General features: G+C 63.8%; 15 protein-coding genes. 4 read left to right on the top strand and 11 right to left on the bottom strand.

Annotated features, from left to right (window positions below):
• Window positions 1-3: 3 nt before the first annotated feature.
• The 4 genes from DFR48_RS18725 to ppsA all read right to left on the bottom strand — a co-directional run bounded on the left by DFR48_RS18725 (window position 4) and on the right by ppsA (window position 5,763).
• On the bottom strand, window positions 4-894 hold the full coding sequence (locus tag DFR48_RS18725; RefSeq protein ID WP_114364745.1) for a carbohydrate ABC transporter permease: 891 nt from the start codon (window positions 892-894) through the stop codon (window positions 4-6).
• Window positions 891-1,793: a carbohydrate ABC transporter permease gene (locus DFR48_RS18720; RefSeq protein WP_114364744.1), complete on the bottom strand. Its 903-nt coding sequence runs from the start codon at window positions 1,791-1,793 to the stop codon at window positions 891-893. The genes DFR48_RS18725 and DFR48_RS18720 overlap by 4 nt, the downstream gene beginning before the upstream one ends.
• Window positions 1,794-1,900: 107 nt before the next feature.
• Window positions 1,901-3,148 (bottom strand): ABC transporter substrate-binding protein, encoded by a 1,248-nt coding sequence (locus DFR48_RS18715; RefSeq protein ID WP_114364743.1) that lies wholly within the window; start codon window positions 3,146-3,148, stop codon window positions 1,901-1,903.
• A gap of 221 nt (window positions 3,149-3,369) precedes the next feature.
• Entirely contained in the window at window positions 3,370-5,763 is a 2,394-nt protein-coding gene (gene ppsA, locus DFR48_RS18710) for a phosphoenolpyruvate synthase (RefSeq protein ID WP_114364742.1), read from the bottom strand.
• A 576-nt stretch (window positions 5,764-6,339) separates the two neighbouring features.
• On the opposite strand from ppsA, the gene DFR48_RS18705 reads away from it, so the two are divergent.
• Window positions 6,340-7,149 (top strand): NAD(P)-dependent oxidoreductase, encoded by an 810-nt coding sequence (locus tag DFR48_RS18705; RefSeq protein WP_170141931.1) that lies wholly within the window; start codon window positions 6,340-6,342, stop codon window positions 7,147-7,149.
• Window positions 7,150-7,158: 9 nt separating this feature from the next.
• On the opposite strand, the gene DFR48_RS18700 is transcribed toward DFR48_RS18705, so the two are convergent.
• The 3 genes from DFR48_RS18700 to DFR48_RS18690 all read right to left on the bottom strand — a co-directional run bounded on the left by DFR48_RS18700 (window position 7,159) and on the right by DFR48_RS18690 (window position 11,937).
• The gene (locus tag DFR48_RS18700) at window positions 7,159-8,706 is read right to left on the bottom strand and encodes a bifunctional aminoglycoside phosphotransferase/ATP-binding protein (RefSeq protein ID WP_114364740.1); all 1,548 of its coding nucleotides are present in this window, start codon (window positions 8,704-8,706) and stop codon (window positions 7,159-7,161) included.
• Window positions 8,707-9,057: 351 nt separating this feature from the next.
• Window positions 9,058-10,599 (bottom strand): L-piperidine-6-carboxylate dehydrogenase, encoded by a 1,542-nt coding sequence (gene amaB / locus DFR48_RS18695; RefSeq protein WP_114364739.1) that lies wholly within the window; start codon window positions 10,597-10,599, stop codon window positions 9,058-9,060.
• A 54-nt stretch (window positions 10,600-10,653) separates the two neighbouring features.
• Entirely contained in the window at window positions 10,654-11,937 is a 1,284-nt protein-coding gene (locus tag DFR48_RS18690; RefSeq protein ID WP_114364738.1) for an NAD(P)/FAD-dependent oxidoreductase, read from the bottom strand.
• A 220-nt stretch (window positions 11,938-12,157) separates the two neighbouring features.
• Between DFR48_RS18690 and DFR48_RS18685 the strand changes: the two genes are divergently transcribed.
• Complete coding sequence (locus tag DFR48_RS18685; protein WP_114364737.1) at window positions 12,158-13,087, top strand: LysR family transcriptional regulator; 930 nt, start codon at window positions 12,158-12,160, stop codon at window positions 13,085-13,087.
• Here DFR48_RS18685 and DFR48_RS18680 read toward each other — a convergent pair.
• Window positions 13,073-15,997 (bottom strand): aminotransferase, encoded by a 2,925-nt coding sequence (locus tag DFR48_RS18680; RefSeq protein ID WP_114364736.1) that lies wholly within the window; start codon window positions 15,995-15,997, stop codon window positions 13,073-13,075. The two genes, DFR48_RS18685 and DFR48_RS18680, sit on opposite strands and share 15 nt — an antisense overlap.
• 116 nt (window positions 15,998-16,113) lie before the next feature.
• Window positions 16,114-16,998 (bottom strand): formyltetrahydrofolate deformylase, encoded by an 885-nt coding sequence (purU, locus tag DFR48_RS18675; RefSeq protein ID WP_114364735.1) that lies wholly within the window; start codon window positions 16,996-16,998, stop codon window positions 16,114-16,116.
• Between the two features lie 309 nt (window positions 16,999-17,307).
• Here purU and DFR48_RS18670 point away from each other — a divergent pair, with 309 nt between their 5' ends.
• Window positions 17,308-18,384: a glycoside hydrolase family 5 protein gene (locus tag DFR48_RS18670; RefSeq protein WP_114364734.1), complete on the top strand. Its 1,077-nt coding sequence runs from the start codon at window positions 17,308-17,310 to the stop codon at window positions 18,382-18,384.
• On the opposite strand, the gene DFR48_RS18665 is transcribed toward DFR48_RS18670, so the two are convergent.
• The gene (locus tag DFR48_RS18665; RefSeq protein ID WP_114364733.1) at window positions 18,332-19,621 is read right to left on the bottom strand and encodes a UDP-phosphate alpha N-acetylglucosaminyltransferase; all 1,290 of its coding nucleotides are present in this window, start codon (window positions 19,619-19,621) and stop codon (window positions 18,332-18,334) included. The two genes, DFR48_RS18670 and DFR48_RS18665, sit on opposite strands and share 53 nt — an antisense overlap.
• A gap of 67 nt (window positions 19,622-19,688) precedes the next feature.
• A complete protein-coding gene (locus DFR48_RS18660) occupies window positions 19,689-21,677 on the bottom strand; it encodes a GumC family protein (RefSeq protein ID WP_114364732.1) in 1,989 nt (662 codons plus the stop codon).
• A 348-nt stretch (window positions 21,678-22,025) separates the two neighbouring features.
• Here DFR48_RS18660 and DFR48_RS18655 point away from each other — a divergent pair, with 348 nt between their 5' ends.
• Window positions 22,026-23,171: a glycosyltransferase family 4 protein gene (locus DFR48_RS18655; protein WP_114364818.1), complete on the top strand. Its 1,146-nt coding sequence runs from the start codon at window positions 22,026-22,028 to the stop codon at window positions 23,169-23,171.
• Window positions 23,172-23,183: the final 12 nt, after the last annotated feature.

The following is a 23,183-nucleotide window of genomic DNA, read 5'->3' as shown; positions in this document are numbered from 1 at the left end:
GCATCAACCTTTCACGGCGCCGGCGGACAGCCCGCGGACGAAGTATTTTCCGGCGACAATGTAGACGAGAAGGGTCGGCAGGGCCGCGATGATCGCGGCTGCCATGTCGACGTTGTATTCCTTCACGCCGGTGCTGGTCGCCACGATGTTGTTGAGGGCGACCGTCACCGGATTGCTGTCGCCGACGGTGAAGGCGATCCCGAACAGGAAATCGTTCCAGATCTGGGTGAACTGCCAGATGACGGTCACCACGATGGTCGGAAGCGACATCGGCAGAAGGACGCTGAAGAAAATCGTGAAGAAGCCCGCGCCGTCGATCTTGGCGGCGTTCACGATGCCGTCGGATACGCCGACGAAGAAGTTGCGGAAGAAGAGCGTGGTGAAGGCAAGCCCGTAGACGGTATGGACGAGGATCAAGCCGTAGACGCTGCCCGCCAGTCCGAAATAGCCGAGCATGCGGGCCATCGGCAGCAGCACCACCTGGAAGGGAATGAAGGAGCCGAAGAGCATCAGTGCGAAGATGATATCCGCTCCGCGGAAACGCCACTTGGTCAGCGCATAGCCGTTGAGCGCGCCGAGCATCGTCGAGATGATCACCGACGGCACGACCATCAGCACGGAGTTCATGAAATAGGGTTCGAGCCCGGTGCAGCGCACGCCGACGCAGGCCGATGACCACGCCTTCGCCCAGGCGTCGAAGTTGACGGCCCGCGGAAGGCTGACGAGCGAGGAGGTGCGAATCTCGTCCAACGACTTGAGCGAGGTCGAAACCATCACCACCAGCGGCATCAGGTAGTAGAGACAGAAGAGGATGAGCGCCGCGAAAAGAAGGCCGCGCAACATGGCCTGCCGCAGGCCCTTGGGACGGACGATGCCGGACTCCTGGCGGCTCATTTCGCGGGCCTCCTCAGTTCAGAATAGAGGTAGGGCACATAGATCGCCGTGATCGTGACCAGCATCATGACGGCGCTTGCGGCGGCGGTGCCGAGTTCGCTCCTCTGGAAGGCGAAGGAGTACATGAAGGTCGCCGGCACGTCGGTGGCGTAGCCGGGTCCGCCGCCCGTGAGCGCCATGACGAGGTCGAAACTCTTGATCGCCAGATGCGACAGGATCACGAAGGCGGAGAAGAATACAGGTCGGACGATCGGCAGGATGATGGTGGCATAGATACGCACCGGTCCGGCGCCGTCGATCGCCGCGGCTTTGATGATCTCGTCATCGACCGAACGCAGTCCGGCGAGGAAGAGCGCCATGACGTAGCCCGAGGACTGCCAGACGCCGGCGATGACGACGGTGTAGATCGCCATCTTCGGATCGACCAGCCAGTCGAAGTTGAAGTTCTCGAAGCCGAGGTTCTGCACGATCTTCTCGATGCCGAGCGTAGGGTTCAGGATCCACTTCCAGGCGGTACCAGTCACGATGAAGGAGAGCGCCATCGGATAGAGATAGATTGTGCGGATCAGGCCTTCAGAACGAATGCGCTGGTCGAGCAGGATGGCGAGCAGCAGCCCGATGACCATGCAGCCGACGATGAACAGGCTGGTGAAGATGAAGAGGTTCTCCAGCGCCACAAGCCAGCGCGGTGTGGTCCACAGCCGGATGTACTGCGAGAGCCCGGAGAAGGTGTAGTTCGGCATTACGCCGGACTTGGTGAAGGAGATGTAGACGGTCCAGGCGATGAAGCCGTAGACGAAGAGCAGGCTCGTCGCGAACAGTGGCGAGACGACGATTTGCGGTAGCCATCGCTCAAGGAAGCGGTCGAACACGACCCGCCCGGTCTTCGAACTTGCCATGGTCTACGCTCCTCCCTTCCCCCGTGGTCCCACGCACGTGCCGCCTGCCGGAACGGTCTTTCATGAGCCGGGCGCCGTGGGGAGCCCGGCTCGGTCGCTGTGTGGGGCTATTGCGCCCGCTTGACCGCTTCGCCCAGCGCCTTGGCGGCGTCGGCCGAGCTCATGTCGGAGTTGAAGAAGTTCGTCACGACGTCGAGGAACTCGCCGCGAACTGTCCGCGGGATCGCCATCTCATGCGCCATCGAGGGCACGAAGGCGTTGTTCTTGACGGATGCCGTCAGATCCTCATGCGATTTCAGTGCGCAGGAGTCGAACTTGTCGAGGCTGACGTCGGTGCGTGCCGGGATCGAACCCTTGGCAAGGTTGAAGGTCTCCTGGAATTCGGGCGACATGATCAGGCTTGCCAGCACCTTCTGTCCCTCGATCTGGTCCTGGCCGGAAACCTTGAAGAAGGCGAAGCTGTCGGCATTGAAGATATAGCCGTTGCCCGGCGTCGGAGCGCAGAGGAAGTCCTTGCCCGGCACCTTGCCAGCGGCGAGGAACTCGCCTTTCGCCCAGTCGCCCATGATCTGGAACGCCGCCTCGCCATTCATGACCATGGCGGTGGCAAGGTTCCAGTCCCGTCCGGAGAAGCCCGGGTCGACGTAGCCGCGCAGCTTGCGAAGCTGGTCGAAGACCTTGACCATCGTCTCGCCGGTAAGTGCGTCCTGGTCCAGCTCGACGAGCGCCTTGCGGTAGAAGTCCGCCCCCTGGCTGAGTACGATCGTCTCGAACACCGTCGCGTCCTGCCACGGCTGGCCGCCGTGGGCGAGCGGGGTGATGCCGGCGGCCTTCAACTTGTCGGCGACAGCATTGAATTCGTCCCAGGTGGTCGGAACTTCCGCGCCGACCTTCGCCAGCACCGTCGGGTTGACCCACATCCAGTCGACGCGATGGATGTTGACCGGCGCGGCGACGTATTTGTCCTTGTACTTCATGATCGACGCGAGGGTGGGCGGGAGGACCGAATCCCAGTTCTCGGCCTTGGCGACATCCTCGACGTCGTTCAGGCTGCCCTGGTCGGCCCATTCCTGAATGCCGGGACCTTTCAGCTGCACCGCGGCCGGCGGGTTACCCGCCATGACCCTGGCTCGCAGCGCCGTCATCGCGGCATCACCGCCGCCGCCGGCGATCGGAGAGTCGATCCAGGTACCGCCCTTCTTTTCGAAGGCTTCCTTCAGGGTGCCGACAGCTTTCGCCTCGCCTCCCGACGTCCACCAGTGAAGCACTTCCACAGTCCCGCCGGCATAAGAAGATGCCGGCAACATCAATGCGGTAACGGCTGCCGCCGCCATAAGCGATCTTACCGAAAGCATGGTGACCTCCCGGAGCTTTCATCGATTGCCGGAGTGACTCCGGAACCGCCTGTTGAAAATCTGCCTGTATTTCGACGTTGCTTCGTTCACCCGGTCCCGCTTGCGGAAAACGGGTGAACGCTGTCAAAGCTATAGCTAATTTTCGAACTTACTTTGATAAGGATCAAGTGAAATAAATTTCCGAGCGCCGGAAAATTCTCACCTCGATGAGCTCTCCTCGGTTACTTTCGACTTGCCCGCGCCTCCGTTTCTGCAACCTTGCGCTTCACGGCGATGAAGCTGTCAGGGCTTACCGACATCGAATTGATGCCGCACTCGACGAGGAATTCGGCGAACTCGGGATGGTCGCTGGGGGCCTGCCCGCACAGGCCGATCTTGGCGCCTGCCTTGCGTGCCTCGGTGATCACCTTCTCGATCATCCACTTCACCGCCTCGTCCTGTTCGTCGAAGAGGTCGGCGAGTTCACCGGAATCGCGGTCGACGCCGAGCGTGAGCTGCGTCAGATCGTTCGAGCCGATCGAGAAACCGTCGAAGCGGTCGGCGAACTTGGCGGCGAGGATCACGTTCGACGGGATTTCGCACATGACATAGACCTGAAGGCCGTTTTCGCCTCGCTTCAGGCCGTTCTCCGCCATGACGCCGAGAACCTTGTCGGCCTCGCCCACGGAGCGGCAGAAGGGGATCATCACGACAACGTTCGTGAATCCCATCTCGTCGCGTAGGCGCCGTATCGCCTGGCATTCGAGCGCAAACCCTTCGCGGTAACGGGGCGAGTAGTAGCGGGAGGCGCCGCGGAAGCCGATCATCGGGTTCTCTTCGTCCGGCTCGAACTCGGCGCCGCCGACGAGGCCGGCATATTCGTTGGTCTTGAAGTCGCTCATGCGGACGATCACCGGCTTCGGGAAAACCGCCGCCGCCAGCCGCGCCAGCCCTCGGGAGAGCTTGTCGACGAAATAGTCCGGCTTATGGTCGTAGCCGAGCGTCAGGGCCGCAATCTCGTTCTTTGCGGCTTCGTCCTTCAGCCGGTCGAAATGCACGAGCGCCATCGGATGAACGCGGATGGCGTTGCTGACGACGAACTCCATGCGGGCGAGGCCGATGCCGTCGGACGGCATGCGCCACCAGCGGAACGCAGAGCCGGGATTGGCGAGGTTCAGCATCACGTGGGTCGCCGTCGAGGGAAGATCGCTGACGTCGAGGTCGTTGACGGTCACGTCGGCGATCCCCTCGTAGATGAAGCCTTCGTCGCCTTCGGCGCAGGAGATCGTCACCTCCTGTCCGGTGTGTAGGAGTTCGGTCGCGTTGCCGGTGCCGACGACAGCCGGCAGGCCGAGTTCGCGGCTGACGATCGCCGCGTGGGAGGTGCGCCCGCCGTGATCGGTGACGATCGCGGCGGCCCGCTTCATGATCGGGACCCAGTCCGGGTCCGTCGTCTGGGTGACGAGAATGGAGCCGTCGACGAACTTGCCGATATCCTTGGCCGTTTCGATCAGGCACACCTGACCGGTCGCCACCGCATCACCGATCGAGAGTCCTCTCGCAAGCACCTTCCCCTTGTTCTTGATTTCATAGGTCTTGAAGACACCGGCGCCGCGCCTTGCCTGGACCGTTTCGGGCCGGGCCTGAACGATGTACATGGCACCGGTCCTGCCGTCGCGTGCCCATTCCATGTCCATCGGGCACCCGTAATGTGCCTCGATGGTGGTGGCCCATTCGGCAAGGGTCAGGATTTCCGGATCGCTCAGGACATAGGCCGCGCGCTCGGCCTTCGAGGTCGGGACATTGCGCGTCGGAGCGTCGCCTGTCCCGTAGATCATCTTGATGTCCTTGGCGCCGCGCTTCTTCTCGATGATCGGGGTAAGCGACGGCTTGCCGAGCAGAGGCTTGAAGACCTGGTACTCGTCTGGATCGACGGTGCCCTGGACGACGTTCTCGCCGAGCCCCCAGGCGGCGTTGATCAGGACCACCTTGTCGAAGCCGGTTTCGGTATCGATCGAGAACATGACCCCCGACCCGCCAAGGTCGGACCGCACCATCTGTTGTACGCCGATCGAGAGCGCGACCTTCATGTGGTCGAAGCCCTTGGCCTTGCGGTAGCTGATCGCGCGATCGGTGAAGAGGGAAGCGTAGCAACGACGGCAGGCGTCGATCAGAGCCTTTTCACCCTTGATGTTGAGGAAGGTCTCCTGCTGTCCGGCAAAACTGGCGTCCGGCAGGTCCTCCGCGGTCGCGCTCGAGCGGACGGCGACTTCTGCTTCGCTCACGCCTGCGCGCCTCGAAAGTTCGCGGTAGGCCTCGATGATCGCCTTTTCGGTGTCCGTCGGCCAGTCTCCGCGAAGGAAGATCGCTCGGATCGCCTGACCCGTCTCGGCAAGCGTCGACTTGCCGGCTTCCCAGTCGGCCAAGAGACCGGTCATGCGGTCCTCCAGCTTGTTGGCCTCGACATAATTCCAGTATGCATCGGCCGTCGTGGCGAAGCCTGGCGGGACGTTGATGCCCTTCGAGGAGAGTGTCTGCACCATCTCGCCGAGCGAGGCATTCTTGCCGCCGACCCGTGATACGTCGTGGCGGCCAAGTGTTTCGAACCATGCGGTGGATTGAGTGACTGCAGACATGGATAGCCTCCCGAACAGATGAGGATGTGGCGGAACATGATCAGTACGGCTCGACCATAGGCGCTACATGCACCGGTCTCTTTGACAAAAATCAACGTGCAAGCCCGACAGATCAGCGTCAACAATCGCCGCGTGCGACTTCGACTGGCAAAGAATCGTACTTTTGTGGGCACTTTCTGGAGTTATGTCGGCTTCGGCGTCACAATACCCCTTGAATTGTACGGTGGTTTTGCGCTTAGTCGATGCCTAGTCTGGCGCAAGGGTTGGGATCTTACGCGGATCGACATCTTGGGGACGGATGCCGGATCGCCTCTTTGCGGCTGACGGCGGGCTCGCGAGGCGGAGATCCGGGGCGATCGGCGTACTTCATGTCCGCTACCTCGGTGCGAGAATGCTTGTCAGGAACCCGCAAGGGTACTGATCGGCCTCCGGCTGCAGGGCACAGTGCGTCGAGTGCGCGGTTCTCCGTCGGCCGTGCCGACCAAGAAAGAACATAGACTTGCCTTCCTGGAAGCAGTGGGGCGCATGCCGAGCGGACGACCTCACCATCGCCCTCTCCGGTTCGAGGGGGATATAATGAAAATCGCATTGGTGGGCTTCGGGGACGTGGGGCAGGCGTTCGCCACCGAATTGTTGAAGTGGAACCATGTGTCGGTTGCCGCTTTCGACACCCAGTTCCTGGGCAAGGGTGGTTGGCTCTGGGATCACGCCTGTGCCATGGGTGTTCAGGCAGTCGATTGCCCCTCTATGAGTGCATGCGGCGCTGATGTCGTCATTTCTGCAGTGACTGCCGATGAGTGCGAGGAGGCCGCGATGGCGGCCGCGGATTGCATCATGGCGGGGCAGTATTTCTTTGATCTCAACTCCGCCTCGCCGAAGACGAAGCAGCGGGCGGCATCGCATATCGAGTGTGCCGGCGGCCTTTACGTCGAAGGCGCGATCATGGCGCCGGTCGCTGAGCGTGGACTGCACGTCCCTATTCTCTCGGGAGGCGCTCATGCGATGGTTCTTGCAACCCGCCTCAATCCTCTCGGCATGAGCATCACGCCATTCTCTGCCGATATCGGACGCGTTTCGGCGGCAGCCCTTTGCCGCAATCTTCTGGTCGAGGGGCTCGAAGCTCTGCTCGACGACTGCCTTGCCATCGCACGCCACGCCGGTGTCGAGAAGGCGGTATACCAAAGCCTCGCGGAGGATTTTCCATCCATCGATTGGGCGGGCCTCGTCCACGCGATGCGACCCGACAGTACCGAGAACCATCCGGCGACCACGGCGGAGATGCTGGAAGCGGCCGACATGATGGACGAATTCGGCTACGACGGGCGCCTGGAGCGGGCGCTCGCGTTCCACAGGAAGTGCGGCACCGGTGGGAATATCGCGCAGTAGAGGGTCGCATCAGTGCCGACCGGATGACTCCACGCAAGCCGCGGCAAGTCTCTCGACCGTTTGGAGAAGGTCCTCCAGCGTGGTGCTGCTGACCAGCCGGTTCCAGCCGATCGTCCCCGGATCTCTCGCCATCTGCCGCTCGAGGACGTCGATGGTCGCATCCGAGGTTCCCTGTGGACGTGCCTTGATCCGTTCTTTCAGAACCTCGGGGGCCGCATCGAGCCAGACCCCGGCGAAGGGAACTCCAAGCCTCGTCGCCACTGCTTCGATCGCATCGCGCTGCTCTTCGGTGTCGTAGACAGCATCGACGATCACACGGCCGCCACCGGCCAGAATGACGGCCGCCTTTTCGCGGAGCGCATTGTAGACCCTGGCAGAAACCTCGGGCCGATAGGCATCGAGCGGCAACCGCTCATTCGGCCGCAGTCCGAACATCGCCTTGCGCAGCCGGTCGCTTTCCAGAATCCGCGCGCCCGGCGCGCTGCCGAGCCGCGGAGCCAGGGCGTCGGCGAGCGTCGACTTTCCCGATCCGCTCAGCCCGCCGATGACGACGAGCCGCGGTGAACCGGGGTGCAGGAGCTCTCGCGCGAAATCGAAATAGCCCCTGGCGAACCGGGTCAGCGCGTCGTCCGGATCGGCATCCTCTTCGATCTGCGTGCCGGTGACATGGGCGCGGACAGCGGCCCGCACAGCCATGAAGAACGGCAGAAGCCGGAAGCCTGCGTCTTCGCCGGTCAAATCGAAATAGCGGTTCATGACGACGTTGGCGAAGACATGGAAGCCGCGATGCCACAGGTCCATCAGCAGGAAGGCGAGATCGTAGAGCACGTCGACGGTTGCGATCCGATCGTTGAAATCGATGCAGTCGAACATGCGCGGCCCGTCGTCGCCCATGAAGATGTTTCGCAGGTGGAGATCACCGTGGCAGTGTCTTACCTTCCCGGCCACCTCTCGCTGATCCATCTGTGGGGCGACAGCCATCCAGGCTTGCCGGAACGCTGCGGCAAGGGCCCGGACGTCCTCCTCCGCGAAGACATGGCTGGTCGCGAAGCCCGCCTCGTTGATGTCGAGTACTGCGGCCATGTTTGCCGAGCCGCTGGTTTCATGGACCACTGGCGCCTTTGCGTGGAAGGCTGCGACGATCTCCGCCGTCTCCTCCATCATGGCGGTCGTGAGCTTGCCCTCTGCGGCCATGCGTTCGAACAGCGAATGCTGGGCGAAACGCCGCATCTCGACCACCGCGTCGATCATCTCGCCCTGTCCGTCGAAAGCGATGGTTCCGTCGGCCTCCCGCGTGATCCGCCGGACGCCGAGATAGAGTTCGGGCGTGGCGCGGCGGTTGAGTTCCACCTCGCGGTGGCAGAAGGCGAGCCGAAGTTCGGGCGTGGAGAAGTCTACATACGGGAGTTTCACCGCGCGCTTGAGCTTGAAGGCGAGCCCGTCGATCAGGAAGACGATCGAGATATGGGTTTCGATGATCTTGACGGGACCGGAAAGGCCGTAACTTTCACCCCGTGTGAGAAAATCGATCGTCGGGGACTGGTCGTGGATATCCATTCACTCTCCCTGCGTCTCGGCGGCAATCTCACCTTGTCCGATTCCGACGCCGATGGCCATATGAGATGGCGCGCCTGCGACGATCGGCGGATGGCTGCCCGCCCGTCGATCAAAAAGAAAGCGCGAAGCTCTCTCAACGGTTCGACAAAGCCTCGAAATGCGCAAAGGGTTATGCTTTCTTACGAACGTAAGTTCAGGCCGCCTAGGGCCAACCGCTTTGCGCATCGTCATCGCGGTGTTGCAATCACCCAATGACAAACGAGGCCGGTGCATCATAACAAATGCACCGGCCTCGCAATGTATAAGCCGCCGGCACGCGCCGGCGGCTTTATTTTTGCTTGAGACGCCGGTTCAGCCGACGTCGAACTTCACGCCCTGTGCCAGCGGAAGCGTCTTGCCGTAGTTCACGGTATTGGTGGCGCGACGCATATAGGCTTTCCAGGCGTCCGAGCCGGATTCGCGGCCGCCGCCGGTCTCTTTCTCGCCGCCGAACGCGCCGCCGATCTCGGCGCCCGACGGGCCGATGTTGACGTTGGCGATGCCGCAGTCGGAACCACGGGCCGAGACGAAGGTCTCCGCTTCCTGCATGTTGTTGGTGAAGATGGACGAGGAGAGGCCCTGCGGCACGTCGTTGTTGAGTGCGAGCGCCTCGTCGAAGTCGCTGTACTTCATGACATAGAGGATCGGGGCGAAGGTCTCTTCCTTCACCGGTCCCGTCTGGCCCGGCATCTCGACGACGGCAGGCCGGACGTAGAAGGCGTCGGCCGCCTCGTTCTGCAGCACGCGGTCGCCGCCGGAAACCTTGCCACCGGCAGCCTTGGCCTCGACAAGCGCCTTCTGCATCCGCTCATAGGAGCCGCCGTCGATCAGCGGACCGACGAGCGTAGACGACTGGAGCGGGCTGCCGATGGTGACCGAACCATAGGCCTGGATCAGCCGCGGCACCAGCTTGTCGTAGACGCTCTCGTGCACGAAGAGACGACGGAGCGTCGTGCAGCGCTGGCCGGCCGTACCCATCGCAGCGAAGGCGACGCCGCGCAGCGTCAGGTCGAGATCGGCCGTCGGGCAGACGATCGCGGCATTGTTGCCGCCGAGTTCGAGGATCGAGCGGGCGAAGCGGGTGGCGAGGCGCGGTCCGACGGCGCGACCCATGGCCGTCGAGCCGGTTGCCGATACGAGCGGAATGCGCGGGTGGTCGACCAGCACCTCACCGACCTCGCGGCCGCCGATCAGCAGGGTGGACAGGTTGGCCGGTGCTTTGCCGCCTTCGGCGACGTAGCGGGCGAGCGCCTTTTCGAAGATCGCCTGGGTCGCGAGTGCGGTGAGCGGGGTCTTTTCAGACGGCTTCCAGACGGTCGAGTTGCCGCAGACGAGGGCAAGCGCCGCGTTCCACGACCAGACAGCAACGGGGAAATTGAAGGCGGAGATGATGCCGGTGACGCCGAGAGGGTGCCACGTCTCCATCATGCGGTGGTCGGCGCGCTCGGTGGCGATCGTCAGGCCGTAGAGCTGGCGGGAGAGGCCGACCGCGAAGTCGCAGATGTCGATCATTTCCTGAACCTCGCCGAGGCCTTCGGAGAGGATCTTGCCGACTTCGATCGAAACCAGGCGACCGAGGTCGGCCTTGGCTGCGCGCAGTTCCTCGCCGAGCAGGCGGATGAGTTCGCCGCGCTTCGGTGCGGGAACCAGCCGCCATTCCAGGAATGCCTCGTGCGCGGCGCTGATCGCCTTGTCCGCATCGGCCGAGCTGATCTCGGCGAGCTTCGCCAGTTCTTCGCCGTTGACCGGGGAACGGACGGCAAGCGTGCCGCCGGAGAGCTTTGCCTGCGGGACACCGAGGCGGGTGAGGATGGCGCTGACTTCGGCCGAGAGACCAAGATTGGCGAGGGTCATTGGGGTCCTTCCAGTTCTTTCGTTTTGTTATGGCTGGGGAGCGGCGCCTCGTGTCTAGACGCGGGCTCCCGCGAAATGGGCGATCTGCGCGCCTGCTTCGTAGTAGGCGCCCTTCAACGTGCGCAACGATGCCTTCTCGACCGCCGTTACCGGCAGCGGCAGATCGGCCTCGGAGAGCTCGCCGAGAACATGACGTGCAATCGTCTTACCGAAAACCGTGCCCGGCGCAATGCCGCGGCCGTTATAGCCGGAGAAGCCGACGACCTTGGGGGCGAAGGCGTGGAAGCGTGGTAGTGCGTCGCTCGTCATGCCGATGCGGCCGTACCATTCGGCCTCGAATTCGATACCGGCGAGCGTTGGGAAGAGTTGCTTGAGCGCCCGCTTCGCCCAGGCGCGGTGGACGCTGAGGCCGGTGTTGCGCAGCGCCCCGACGCTTCCGAAGACCAGACGACCCGCACGGTCCATGCGGAACGAGGAGAGGACTTCCCTGGTGTCCCAACAACCCTCGCGACCCGGCAGGATCGTCTTCAGGAGCTCCTTCGGCAGGGGGGCCGTGGCGAAATTGAAATAGGGGAGCAGCACCTGCTCGTTGCGGACCGCTTCCCACGGACCGGTCGAATAGAATTCCGAAGCGACGACGATCCAGTCGGCGGACACCGAACCGCCCTTCGTGCGAACGATCCAGCGGTCGCCGGCGCGTTCCGTCGAGACTGCGGCACTGCCGGTATGAATGGTCGCGCCTGCCGCGATCGCCGCCTTTGCAAGACCGCGGACATAGGCGAGCGGCTGCAGCGTCCCGGCCCGCATATCGAGCAGCGAGCCCGCATAGGCGGTTGTACCGGTGCGCCTCGCCGTTTCTTCCGCCGAAAGGATGCGGACATCGGCACCCCGCTCCGCCCACTGGCGGCAGCGTTCCCTGATCTCCTCGAGGCCGGCCTTGCCCACTGCGCAGTGCAGCGTTCCGTTCTTCTCGATCTCGCATTCGATCTCGTGTTTCTCGACCAGCTCACGCACCAGCAGCGGCGCATTGCCGAGGAGGTCGAGCAGGCGTTCGCCGTAGACGGGGCCAAGCACCCCCGGGATCTCCGAGGGCATGACCCACATGCCGCCATTGATCAGCCCGACGTTGCGTCCGGCACCGCCGAAACCGATCTCGGTCGCTTCCAGAAGAACAACCTTGACGCCCTTCTCGGCGAGATGCAGCGCCGCCGAGATACCGGTATAGCCGCCGCCGACGATGGCGACGTCCGCCGCGATGTCGCCGGTGAGAGCAGATGTCCGAGGCGCTGCTGGGGCGGTCTTTTCCCACAGGCCGTGGGAACGTGGATCATTCAACATGAGTGTCGTCCGTGTAATGTTTGCCGGCCGCTTCGGGTCGGCGCGGCGGGTCAATCCTTCGGCTCACCATCGGGATGCGGCAATGTCGGGATCGGTCCAGATCCGCTGCCGGGGTCCGAGCGGCCCCTCATTCCGTTTGTGCAGTCTTGCGGAAATTAGAAGAGGATTTTATCCAGCAGTACCGATAAATTCTCAAGAGTTCATTCCCAAGGGGTATAACATGCTGCCCGCACGGCGCTTCCTGCCTTCGCTCTCTCTGCTGGCTGCCTTCGAGGCGGCGGCGCGGACGGGAAGCATCACCGCAGCCGCGAAGGAGCTCGATCTCACCCAGAGCGCCGTGAGCCGCCAGATCAAGGCGCTGGAGAGTCAGATCGGCGTCGACCTCTTCGTGCGCGAGCGGCAGACGATCCGCCTCACCGTCGCCGGCGAGAGCTACGCTCACGAAATCCGCGAGGCGTTGCGCCGCATTTCCAGCGCATCGCTGAACCTCAGGGCCAATCCGCGCGGCGGCACGCTCAACTTGGCCATCCTGCCGACCTTCGGCGCGCGCTGGCTTGCGCCCCGGCTCGGCCGCTTTCTCGACGCCAATCCGGGGATCACAATCAACCTCGTCACCCGGCTGTCGCCCTTCGATTTTCGGCTCGATGCCATCGACGCGGCCATCCATTTCGGCCAGCCGATCTGGCCTGGGGCGGAACTGACACTGCTGATGAAGGAGACGACGATCCCCGCCTGCAGCCCGGCCTTCAAGGCCGCCCACAAGATTGAGCAGCCGGCGGACCTCCTGAACGTCCCACTGCTGCACCTCACCACGCGGCCGGACGCCTGGGAAAAATGGTTCGCCCGCTCCGGCGTGCATGCGGAAAGTGTTCACGGCATGCTCTTCGACCAGTTCGCGACCGCCTCGCAGGCGGCCATGGGCGGGCTCGGCGTGGCACTCCTGCCGGTCTTCCTCATCCGCGAGGAACTGCGCCGCGGCGAATTGGTGCCGGCGATCGACAAGGAGGTCGAGAGCAGCGAACGCTACTATCTCGCCTATAGCCGCGAGCGGGCGAACTATCCGCCGCTCGTCGCCTTCCGTAACTGGATCGTCGAGGAAGCCGAGCGGGAACCGCAGGGGCAGGTGCGGGAACCGTCACCAGCCCTCTGACAGCACCTTTTCCAGCATGTCGGCGAAGAAATCGGCGCTCTCGCGGGAGAGGCAGAGCGGCGGCTTGATCTTCAGAACGTTGAGATGGTCGCCGGTCGGCTGCATGATGACGCCGAGGTCGAGCAGGCGGTCGCAGATGCCGGCCGTTTCTTCGGTCGCCGGTTCCAGCGTCTCGCGGTCGCGGACGAATTCCAGCCCGAGGTAAAGGCCCATGCCGTGGACCGCGCCGACAATCGGAAAACGCTGGCCGAGCGCTTCGAGCCGCGCCTTCAGGTGGTCGCCGGTATCGCGGGCATTTTCCTGCAGGCCCTCGTCACGCATGATGTCGAGCACGGTCATGCCGACGACGCAACTGACCGGACTGCCGCCGGCGGAAGAGAAGAAGTAGCCTTCCTGCTCCAGGGCATCGGCGATTTCCCGACGGGTGATCACGGCGCCGAGTGGCTGGCCGTTGCCCATGCCCTTGGCGACCGTGATGACGTCCGGCACGACACCCTGTTCCTCGAAGCCCCAGAAGTAGTGGCCGAGGCGGCCGTAGCCGACCTGCACCTCGTCGGCGATGCAGAGCCCGCCGCGCTCCCGGATCATGCCGTAGACCTGCTGCAGGTAGCCGGGCGGCAGCGGAATGCCGCCGGCATTGCCGTAGACCGTCTCGCAGATGAAGCCGGCGAGACCGCTTCCGCTGTCGTCGATGTGCAGCAGGGCCTTCGCCACCGCGCCGACGTAGTCGGCGGTCGAATCCTTGCCGCGGAAGGGGCCGCGATAGGTATTCGGCGCCGTGACCGGATGCACCCAGTCCGGCCGTGTCTCGCGCGCACTCGGATTGTCGGCGATCGAGGTGGAGACCGCGTCGCTCGCCACCGTCCACCCGTGATAGGCTTCCAGCAGGCTGACGATATTGCGCGCGCCGGCATACGCCCAGGCGAGGCGAAGGGCGAGATCGTTCGCCTCCGAACCGCTGTTCACGAGGAAGACTGTGTCGAGTCCCTCGGGCGCGAGCTCTGCGAGGCGGTTGGAAAATTCCGCGACTGCCGCGTAGTGGAAGCGGGAATTGGTGTTGAGCAGCGACCATTGCCGGCCCACGGCGCGTGCGAGTCGCGGGTGGCCGTGACCGAGAATGGTGACGTTGTTGACCATATCGAGATAGGCGCGGCCGCAGACGTCGAACATGTGCTCCTTCCAGCCGCGTTCGATCTGCGGTGGGTTGGAATAGTAGTTCTTCTGCGGTCGGGCGAAACTCCTTTGCCGCATGGCGAGGAGTTCATCGCTGTGCGGCGCGGGGGCGTCGACGCTGGTTCCGAGCAGCGGCGAGGGCGAAGGACAGAGCATCGACCAGGCGGCCGCCTGCGCCGGCGTCGCGAAGAGCGGCGGCACGAGATCCGCGTCGCGGCAGAGCTGCAGGCGCAAGCCGCCGACGGCTCCGGCCGCGCCCGCGACCTGGCCGATGGATTGACCGGCGGTCACCGTCTCGCCGGCTTCGAGCGGGCAGTCGAGACCGTCGACGTGAAGGCACACGTCGTCGGAGGCAAGCACCAGATGATGGCCGTTGCGTACGATGGTGGCGTCGAAGGGGGCAATCGCCTCGGCGCTCGCCGGCAGACAGATGTCGACATGCAGTGCACAGGTCGCCGGCGCCCGGTCACTGTGCAGTCGCGTGTAGGAAAGCCGGTATTCGCCGTAGCGGGTCGAGGCGACCTCGGTTTCCGCCGCTGCCTTGGCGAGGAGCTTCCAGTCGATCTCGTGATCCGACCAGTTTTCATTGACGAAGTCGAGGCTCAGAACCGAGAGATCGGTGAGGCGGACGTCCTCCGGAGCGATCCCGGGCAGAAGCCGGCCGATCGCCGGCAGCGGCTTTTCGGCGGTGAACCCGACAGCTTGCAGGATTGCCGTCTCCATCAGCGAGAAGGGCACCGAATTCGCGACCTCGAAGATCTTCCGTTCGTGGTCGATATTGCCGAGCACGTAGACGTTGCCGGGCTCGATCGTAAGCTGTTGCTCGCTGCTTGCGACGAGGATCACCGCCCGTGCGACAACCAGCGGCCAGAGCGCCCGCAGTTCCTCTTCCTTCAGCGGATAGAGCCGATGGAAGGCGCGGATCGCCGGCAGGATGAAGAAGGGATCGCCGTCGGCGTGATGCAGCAGAGAGGCGCAGGTGACGGCGAGATCGGCGACCAGCCAGCCGGTCATGACATCGCCGAAGTCGATGACGCCGTCGGGCACGAAGCGGCCATGCCGGTCCCGGCGGCTGACGACGTTGTCGTCGGTGACGTCGTGGTGGATCGGCTGAGTCCTGAACGCCGCCTGCAGCGGGCGGATATGCTTGACGGCGGCGATCATCGCCTTGGCGATGGCGTCGCGTCTCGCGTGATCGCTTACGGAGCCGAGGAGCTGGAGCGCCACCGGCCCGGCCCGGCGCAGGTCCCATTGCAGGTCACGGTCGAGCCCCGGATGGGAGAAGTCGCGCAGCCCGAGAGCGATCTGTGCCGAGAGGGCGCCGAGCGCCGAGACCGCCTGCGTCGGCAGGAAACGCTGCCGCGTCAGGGGTTCGCCGTCGAGATAGGTAAGGAGGCGGACCTGGCAATCCTCTCCGCCAACGGAAAGGGCGAGAATGTGCCGTCCGGCGCCGTCGGCGAGCGGTACTGGCACACGCGGCATGTTCTGGAGACCTGCGAGGTGGTGCATCGCAGCATTCTGCGCCTCGAGTTCGACCGTCGCATATTCCGCCCGGGCGATCTTCAAGACGAAGCGCGAGGCGCCGGTGTCGATCAGGTAGTTGCGGTCCTGCTGGCTGCCCAGTTCGCGAATCGAGCCTTCCAGTCCGTAGTGCTCGCGCAGAATCCCTGCCGCCTGTTCGGCGCTGACGTTCGGCCGCGGCAGCCGGGCGCGCTGCACAGAAGCATTGTCGGACATGATTGGCCTCCCTCGAGAATCCTTGAGCGGAGATTATCAGAGGAAAAGCAGCCGTCTATCCCGGCGAAGCGCTCGCGCCGGGATAGACATGTTCTGCGGTCAATGGTCGCTGGGGCTTAGCCCATGCGCTCGGAGGCATAGGAACCCGGGGAGGCCGGGAAGACGACGGTACGGTTGCCGTTGATGAAGGTCCGGTGGTGGATGTGGGCGTGGATGGCACGCGCCAGCACCTGGCTTTCGACGTCGCGGCCGATCGAGACGTAGTCCTCCGCCGATTGCGCATGGGTGATGCGGGCGACGTCCTGCTCGATGATCGGGCCCTCGTCGAGATCGGCGGTGACGTAGTGGGCAGTCGCACCGATCAGCTTCACCCCGCGCTCGAAGGCCTGCTTGTAGGGGTTTGCACCCTTGAAGCTCGGCAGGAAGGAGTGGTGAATGTTGATGATCTTGCCCGACATCTTCTGGCACAGGCTGTCGGAAAGGACCTGCATGTAGCGGGCGAGCACGATGAGTTCGGTGCCAGTCTGCTCGACGAGGTCCAGCAACTGCTTCTCGGCCTGGGGCTTGTTCTCCTTGGTCACCTTGATGTGGTGGAAGGGGATGTCATGGTTGACGACGACCTTCTGGTAGTCGAAGTGGTTGGAGACGACGCCGACGATGTCGATCGGCAGTGCCCCGATCTTCCAGCGATAGAGCAGGTCGTTGAGGCAGTGGCCGAAGCGCGAGACCATCAGCAGCACCTTCATGCGCTCGCTGGCGTCGTGCATGTCCCATTCCATGCCGAAGGTTTCAGCGATCGGGCCAAAATCCTTCACGAGGGCTTCGCGCGCGGCACCTTCCTCGGAGATGAAGCTCACCCGCATGAAGAACTTGCCGGTGTCGAGGTCGTCGAACTGCGATGAGTCGACGATGTTGCAGCCCTTTCCGGCAAGATAACCCGATATCGCAGCAACAATGCCGCGGGTCGACTTGCACGAAACCGTCAATACGTAGCTCTTCATGTTCTCTCACCCTTTTCCCGTCGCGAGCGGACTGGCGACTGATCTAGCGCACTCGCCACGGCGCGCAAAGCCGTTGGCCTTCGTTTCTGACCGAACGGGCGTGGTTTCCGGCATCCGGTCCCCTCCCGTTCCTTGAGGGTGAGCTTAGGGCGGATGACGGAAAATTCCGTTCCGGTTGCGTCTTCTGCAAGCGATTTCCCGTCGTCGCCTTGCTGGGCGCTGTTCCGGAGGTCTCCTTCGGGAGCTTCCTTGACCTTTCGCTGCCAGCGGTCCTAACGTCCGCTTCGTGGTCGTCAAGAGTGGGGTTGCATGTTCGTCGGTTCGCGTTTCGGGAGCTCTTCCTTCTTTGGCATCGCGGCGGCGGCGGCCACGATTGCACTTCTCGCTGCCTCGCCGGGGCAGGCAACGGAGGGATGCTTTCGCGGCATCAATCTCTCCGGCGCCGAGTTCGGCGAGCCGCCCGGAACGGCAGGCAAGGATTACGTCTATCCCTCGAATGAGACCATCGACTATTTCGCGTCGAAGGGCTTCACCTCGGTGCGCCTTCCCTTCCTCTGGGAGCGCCTGCAGCCGCAGCTTGGTGCGGAACTCGACCCCGCCGAACTCGCGCGTCTTGTGGAGGCGGTCGGGCGCCTGCGCGAACGGGGGCTGCGGGTCGTGCTGGATCCGCACAACTACGCCCGTTATCGCGGCGAACCCATCGGCTCGGCAGCCGTTCCGGCGGCAGCATTTGCCGACTTCTGGGGCCGGCTTGCGCGCGTCTTCGCAAACCAGCCCGACGTTTCCTTCGGGTTGATGAACGAGCCACACGACATCTCCGCCGGCCAGTGGCTCGAGGGTGCCAATGCGGCAATAGCAGGGATTCGTGAGGCCGGTGCCGGCAATCTGGTCCTGGTTCCCGGGACAGCCTGGACCGGCGCTCATAGCTGGCAGACATCATCGGCGGCTGGCGCCAACGGCGACGTGATGCTCGGTGTGATCGATCCGTCGGACCACTATGCCTACGAGGTCCACCAGTATTTCGACTCCAATTTCTCCGGAACAAGTTCGGGCTGCGATCGCGGCGCCGATGCGGTCGCGGCCGTCGAGACGTTCACGCAGTGGCTGCGCGATCACGACAAGCGCGGCTATCTCGGCGAGTTCGGCGTGCCGGCGGACGAGGCCTGCGTCGGGACCCTCGCCGACATGGTGAGCGTCGTCGAAAGCAATCGCGATCTCTGGGTCGGCTGGGCCTACTGGGTTGCGGGTGACTGGTGGCCGCCGTCCGAGGCGCTGAACATCCAGCCGACGATCGAGGGCGACCGCCCGCAGCTTGCCGGGCTTGCCCCGGCGCTCAAGAATTTCTCGTCGTCGGCTGCGGAATGCCCGGCGCTCGATCGTCCCTGACCCGCCCCTGGGCGAGCGCTCGCCAGTCGATACGGTCGGCTGTTCCGAGGATGAACCACAGAAGTGCGGCCGTCTTGATGGAGTAGAGCGAGTTGCTGATGATCATCAGCAACAGCAGGTAGACGATGACCATCGAATGGAAGGACCACGCCTTCGCGTCGCGGATCGGCGCCATGACCATCAAGGCCCAGAGCGCGATGAAGCCGAAGAGGCCGAACTTGGTGAGGGTGTAGGCGAGGCCCGAGTCGGCCGTGAACTGGTCGGTGACCGCAATCCCCAGCACGACCGGAAGATCGAGATGTGTGAGGATGCCGGCCGTGACCTTGAGGCGTCCGCCGACGTCGTTTGCTCCGCCCTCCGTGCCGGTGGCGAGCCCGTAGACGGCGATGATCGCCAACATCAGGAAGGGCAGCGCCAGCCATATGGTCTTCGGAATGATGCGGTAGAAAGGCGTCATGAGCGTCATCAGGACGCAGGTGAAGAACCCGAAACGGGCATCGGCCAGGATGACGGTCAGGATCGCGCCCGCCATGACGGCGAAGCGATAGCGCATGTCAGAGCGGAAGAGCGCCCAGGCGAAGACGATCGCGCCGAAATTGCCCGCCGAGACGGGCTCCAGAAATACCGACGAAACACGGTGCTGTCCCAGGAAGGAAAAGAGCGAGCGCGGCTCCGGGCGCATGCCGCTGATGAAGAGCCCTCTCGTCGCTCCGAAAGCTTCCTCCGGCGTTACCGTGCCGCGGGCGATGAAGTAGCCGAGCACGTTGAAGAAATCGAGATAGAGATCCGTCAGCAGGTACTCGAAGAGACCGAAGACGACGACGATCGCGATCGATGCGGTGACGAGCCGGTCGGCCAGCCGCAGGTCCCGCACGCGCGTTCCCATGAAATAGAAGGCGATCGGGATCAGGATGTCGCGGAGCGCCTTGAGATCGACGGCGCCGCGCAGTGCAAAGAGCAGCACCATGTAGCTCACGTACAGCGCCAGAACGAGATAGATGTCGAGCTTGCGGGTGAAGGCTGCCAGGAAGGCGCAGCCGATCAGCAGCATCTCGAACAGCATGACGTGACTGTCGCGTATGCCCATCACGCGCGTGTTCACGAAGCAGAGGAACAGGTTGAACGTGAGGCCGCCCATCACGGTGAAGACGGCGAGGTGGCGCCTTGTGCGCGTCATCCAGCCGCCGGCTGCCTCCTCGGGCGGAAGGGGCGATGCGAAGGCTTCAGCGGTACGCATGACATGTCCATCGGTCGCCGTCGGCGGGCAGAGGCCTTGCTGCTGCCGGCAACCGTGACGTCATGGCCTAGGCCTCCACCAGAACGGTTCCGAGGACAAGGCTCCGCCTCTCGCCGAACGAGTCGACGAATGCCGCCAGGTCGTCTTGCGTCGTCTCTCTCGCATCGATGATCGGCACGAGGGCATCGGCGTGGTTCATCAGTGAAGGCAGGAAGTCGGTGGCCTGCGTGCCGCAGGCGTTGACGATCACGAAACGGTGGCTGCCTTCCTCCGACATGGACCGGCCGGTTCCCCGGCGGGCACGGAAGAGATCATATCTCAGGAGATCGCCGAAAGGACCCGAGTCCTCGCGTTCGCGCTCGAGGGCGCCGCGCAGGCTCGGACGACCGAACCGCGTGGATCGCGGCGACCGGTCGGCGAGATCTCCGGGGGCGTAGAGAACGTCGTGGCCGAGGTCGAGAAGCGCCTGCACCGTGTCGGCGACGATGCCGGTTGCTTCCCGCATCGGCTTCGGAGTCGAAAAGAGTACCATCGCGGGCGCGCGTGTGCCGAGCCTCTCGACGAGCTGCCCGGCAAGCGCGCGGATCGCCGGATGGCTCTCGCCGAGTGGAAGCGGTGGCTCTTCGGCCGAGCGACCCGGAAACGGAAACCGGCGAAGCAGAGGCGCGTTGGCGTGCCGGCGCGGCATCCTGATCCGCGCAAGCACGGGAAGTCCGGTCCGCTTGCTCAGGGTTTCGGCGGACGGGGTCTGCCGCACCAGCAGCTCGCGCAGGACGGCCAGCGCACTTCCCAGCACGGAGCCGAAGAGAGAGGCCGCGGCGAGAATCATCAGCTTCAGCACGGTGGAGGATTTCGGCATCGGCACCGCGGCGGTGATCACGCGGGAATTATCGGTGTTGACCGATTGCTGCTGCCCGAGTTCCTCAGCGCGGCTGAGGAATGCCTTGTAGAGGGTGCGGACTGCGTCCGCCTCGCTTTCGAGCTGGCGCATCTTGATCTGCGCCGCACTGCTGTCGAAGCTCGTGGCGCTCATTTTCTCGAGCTGCGCGGTGAGAGCTTTCGTGTCTGCGACAGCGCGCTCGTAGCTGCTCTTCATGGACTGGCGGACGCGGCCGAGCTCCTGTTCGATCGCGTTCTGCATGTTGGCGATCTGGGAATTGATCGCCTTGATCTGCGGGTGATTGCCGCCGAGGCTGGTCGCAAGCTGGGAGCGACGGTCGAGCAGGTTCACGTAGCGGTCACGCAGGAGACCGATCGACGTCGACTGCAGGACCTCGGGAATGGCGCCGGACTCGATCGCCTCGATCGTAAGCTTCTTCGCCTGCTCGTAGATCGTCCGCTGCCGCTCTTCGACCGCGCGGGCATCGATGAGTTGCTGGTTGAGGCCGGCCACCTGCTGATCGATGACCAGGCCCTGCTGCCCGGTGCTTACGAGGCCATTCTCCGCCTTGAACTTCTCGACGGCGAGTTCGGCCCTGAGCACGCGGTCGCGCAGCTCGCTCGCCTGCAGCTGGAAGGAACTGCTGGCACGTCGCGCGGCACTTGCCCGGGCCTCGTCGAGCTGGCGCAGATAGACGGTGGCGATTGAATTTGCAATGTCGGCCGCGGTCGCGGCATTCGGATGCTCAGCGCTGATCGAGAAGACGAGCGACTGGCCGGCACGCTCTATCGTCACATGCGCCTTGAGGACCGTGACGACGGCCATCAGCCGATCACGATCGTTCTTCGCCTTCTTCACCGCCGCGGCGAAGAACGGATCCTTTACGAGATTGAGCTTGTCAGCGACCTCCTCGAGCGTCGCGCGCGACTGCATGACATAGATCTGGCTGTCGACGGCAGGCTGGTCCTGCGGAACCGGCGTAGCCGCGTTGACAGGGTCCGCGCCGCCGGTGACCAGACCCTTCGGGTCCAGGAGGAGCTCGGTGGAAGAGGTATAGAGCGGTGTGAGGCGCAGGACATAGACGAAAGCGAGCGCCAGGCAGACGATCACGGTGAGGATCACGTAGTGCAGGCGGCGTCTCAGGATTCCCGGTAGTTGAAAAATGTCGATGTCCATTTTCCTGCCCAAGACCGCGTCCGGTCAGAGATTGTCGTTTCCGCAGCCTCCGGACGATCAATCCGGTGCGGGTTTGCGATCCCGCAGCACACAACGAGCGGCCGGTATCGGGAATGGGGCCTATGGGCGAGGGCTTCCGGCAACCGCAGTGGTCAAGACAATCCTCGCAGATCATGGTTAACGGTTTCTGAAGGGCAGGGGGCCGGAGCCGGGCACCAGCGGCGGCGAGATGCCGGACATACGCGATCTTAAGCTTTTCGCGCTTTCAATTCGCCCGAACAGAAGACCGGCACGAAGCCGGTCTTCGCAGCGCCGGAAGGATGGGTGATGGAGGCGAACGACGAAACGATGTCCGCTTCTGCACAGCGCGACGGGCAAGCGCCACTGGTCGTCCAGGTCGTCCGGCAATATGCGCCCGGCCGCGGCGGCCTCGAAGACGTCGTCGGCAATCTCAGCCGTCTTCTGCTGGCGCGCGGCTACCGTGTCCGCGTCGTCACCTGCAACAGCCTCTTTACCGATCGCGAGCGGCTGCTGCCCGCATCGGATGTGATCGACGGCGTCGAGGTGGTGCGCGTCCCCTGGTCCGGCAGCACCCGTTATCCAGTCGCTCCGCAGGTGCTGCGGCACATCCGGGACGCCGATCTGGTACATGTCCATGCCGTAGACTTCTTCTTCGACTTTCTCGCCGTCACGCGTCCTTTCCACGGCAAGCCGATGATTGCCACCACCCATGGCGGGTTCTTTCACACAAGGAAATATGCGGCGATCAAACGGCTCTGGTTCCGCACGCTGACACGGCTCTCCTGTCTCGCCTATCGCGCTGTCGTCTGCTGCAGCCGCTCGGACCTCGATCTCTTCGACACGATCGCGGCCGGTCGCACCGTTCTGGTCGAAAACGGTGTGGACACGGAAAAATTCGCTGGTCTCGCCTCCTCTCGGCCGAGGCGGCGGATGATCACGATCGGCCGCTTTTCCATAAACAAGCGGCTGGAGCGGCTTCTCGATGCAACGGCCCGTCTGGTCGAGAAGGATCCGGACTGGCACCTCGACATCGTAGGTTCTCCGTCGGACCTGACGGAAGCCGATCTGCGCCGGGAAATTGCCGCCCGTGGGTTGGTGGAGCATGTCGGCCTGCACGTGGCGGTGCCGAACGAGACTGTACGGCAACTGATCGCCGGTGCGTCCATCTTCGTTTCCGCTTCCGATTATGAAGGCTTCGGCCTCGTCGCGGTGGAGGCTATGAGCGCCGGCCTGTTGCCGGTTCTCAATTCGAACGAGGCCTATCGCAGCCTTGCCGACAAGCACTCCGTCATCCGCCTTGCGGATTTCGACGACGTCTCAAAGGCTTCCGAGGTCGTGGAAGCAGCCTTGGCCGACCTCATATCCGACCCCGAAGCGACGCGACACGCGCTCATCGCGGCGGCGAGCAGTTACTCCTGGGATACCGTCGTCGGGCATTACGACGCGGTTTATCGCGACGCCCTGGCGGAGTGACCCCGCCACCGG

Source organism: Ciceribacter lividus (genome assembly GCF_003337715.1).
GTDB classification, from domain to species: Bacteria; Pseudomonadota; Alphaproteobacteria; order Rhizobiales; family Rhizobiaceae; genus Allorhizobium; species Allorhizobium lividum.
This window is presented reverse-complemented; position numbering and strand designations above follow the sequence as displayed.

Bases quoted from the DNA above. Each gene is read 5' to 3' on its own strand.
- DFR48_RS18725 (WP_114364745.1), bottom strand. From the start codon at position 894: ATGAGCCGCCAGGAGTCCGGCATCGTCCGTCCCAAGGGCCTGCGGCAG.
- DFR48_RS18720 (WP_114364744.1), bottom strand. From the start codon at position 1,793: ATGGCAAGTTCGAAGACCGGGCGGGTCGTGTTCGACCGCTTCCTTGAG.
- DFR48_RS18715 (WP_114364743.1), bottom strand. From the start codon at position 3,148: ATGCTTTCGGTAAGATCGCTTATGGCGGCGGCAGCCGTTACCGCATTG.
- ppsA (WP_114364742.1), bottom strand. From the start codon at position 5,763: ATGTCTGCAGTCACTCAATCCACCGCATGGTTCGAAACACTTGGCCGC.
- DFR48_RS18705 (WP_170141931.1), top strand. From the start codon at position 6,340: ATGAAAATCGCATTGGTGGGCTTCGGGGACGTGGGGCAGGCGTTCGCC.
- DFR48_RS18700 (WP_114364740.1), bottom strand. From the start codon at position 8,706: ATGGATATCCACGACCAGTCCCCGACGATCGATTTTCTCACACGGGGT.
- amaB (WP_114364739.1), bottom strand. From the start codon at position 10,599: ATGACCCTCGCCAATCTTGGTCTCTCGGCCGAAGTCAGCGCCATCCTC.
- DFR48_RS18690 (WP_114364738.1), bottom strand. From the start codon at position 11,937: ATGTTGAATGATCCACGTTCCCACGGCCTGTGGGAAAAGACCGCCCCA.
- DFR48_RS18685 (WP_114364737.1), top strand. From the start codon at position 12,158: ATGCTGCCCGCACGGCGCTTCCTGCCTTCGCTCTCTCTGCTGGCTGCC.
- DFR48_RS18680 (WP_114364736.1), bottom strand. From the start codon at position 15,997: ATGTCCGACAATGCTTCTGTGCAGCGCGCCCGGCTGCCGCGGCCGAAC.
- purU (WP_114364735.1), bottom strand. From the start codon at position 16,998: ATGAAGAGCTACGTATTGACGGTTTCGTGCAAGTCGACCCGCGGCATT.
- DFR48_RS18670 (WP_114364734.1), top strand. From the start codon at position 17,308: ATGTTCGTCGGTTCGCGTTTCGGGAGCTCTTCCTTCTTTGGCATCGCG.
- DFR48_RS18665 (WP_114364733.1), bottom strand. From the start codon at position 19,621: ATGCGTACCGCTGAAGCCTTCGCATCGCCCCTTCCGCCCGAGGAGGCA.
- DFR48_RS18660 (WP_114364732.1), bottom strand. From the start codon at position 21,677: ATGGACATCGACATTTTTCAACTACCGGGAATCCTGAGACGCCGCCTG.
- DFR48_RS18655 (WP_114364818.1), top strand. From the start codon at position 22,026: ATGTCCGCTTCTGCACAGCGCGACGGGCAAGCGCCACTGGTCGTCCAG.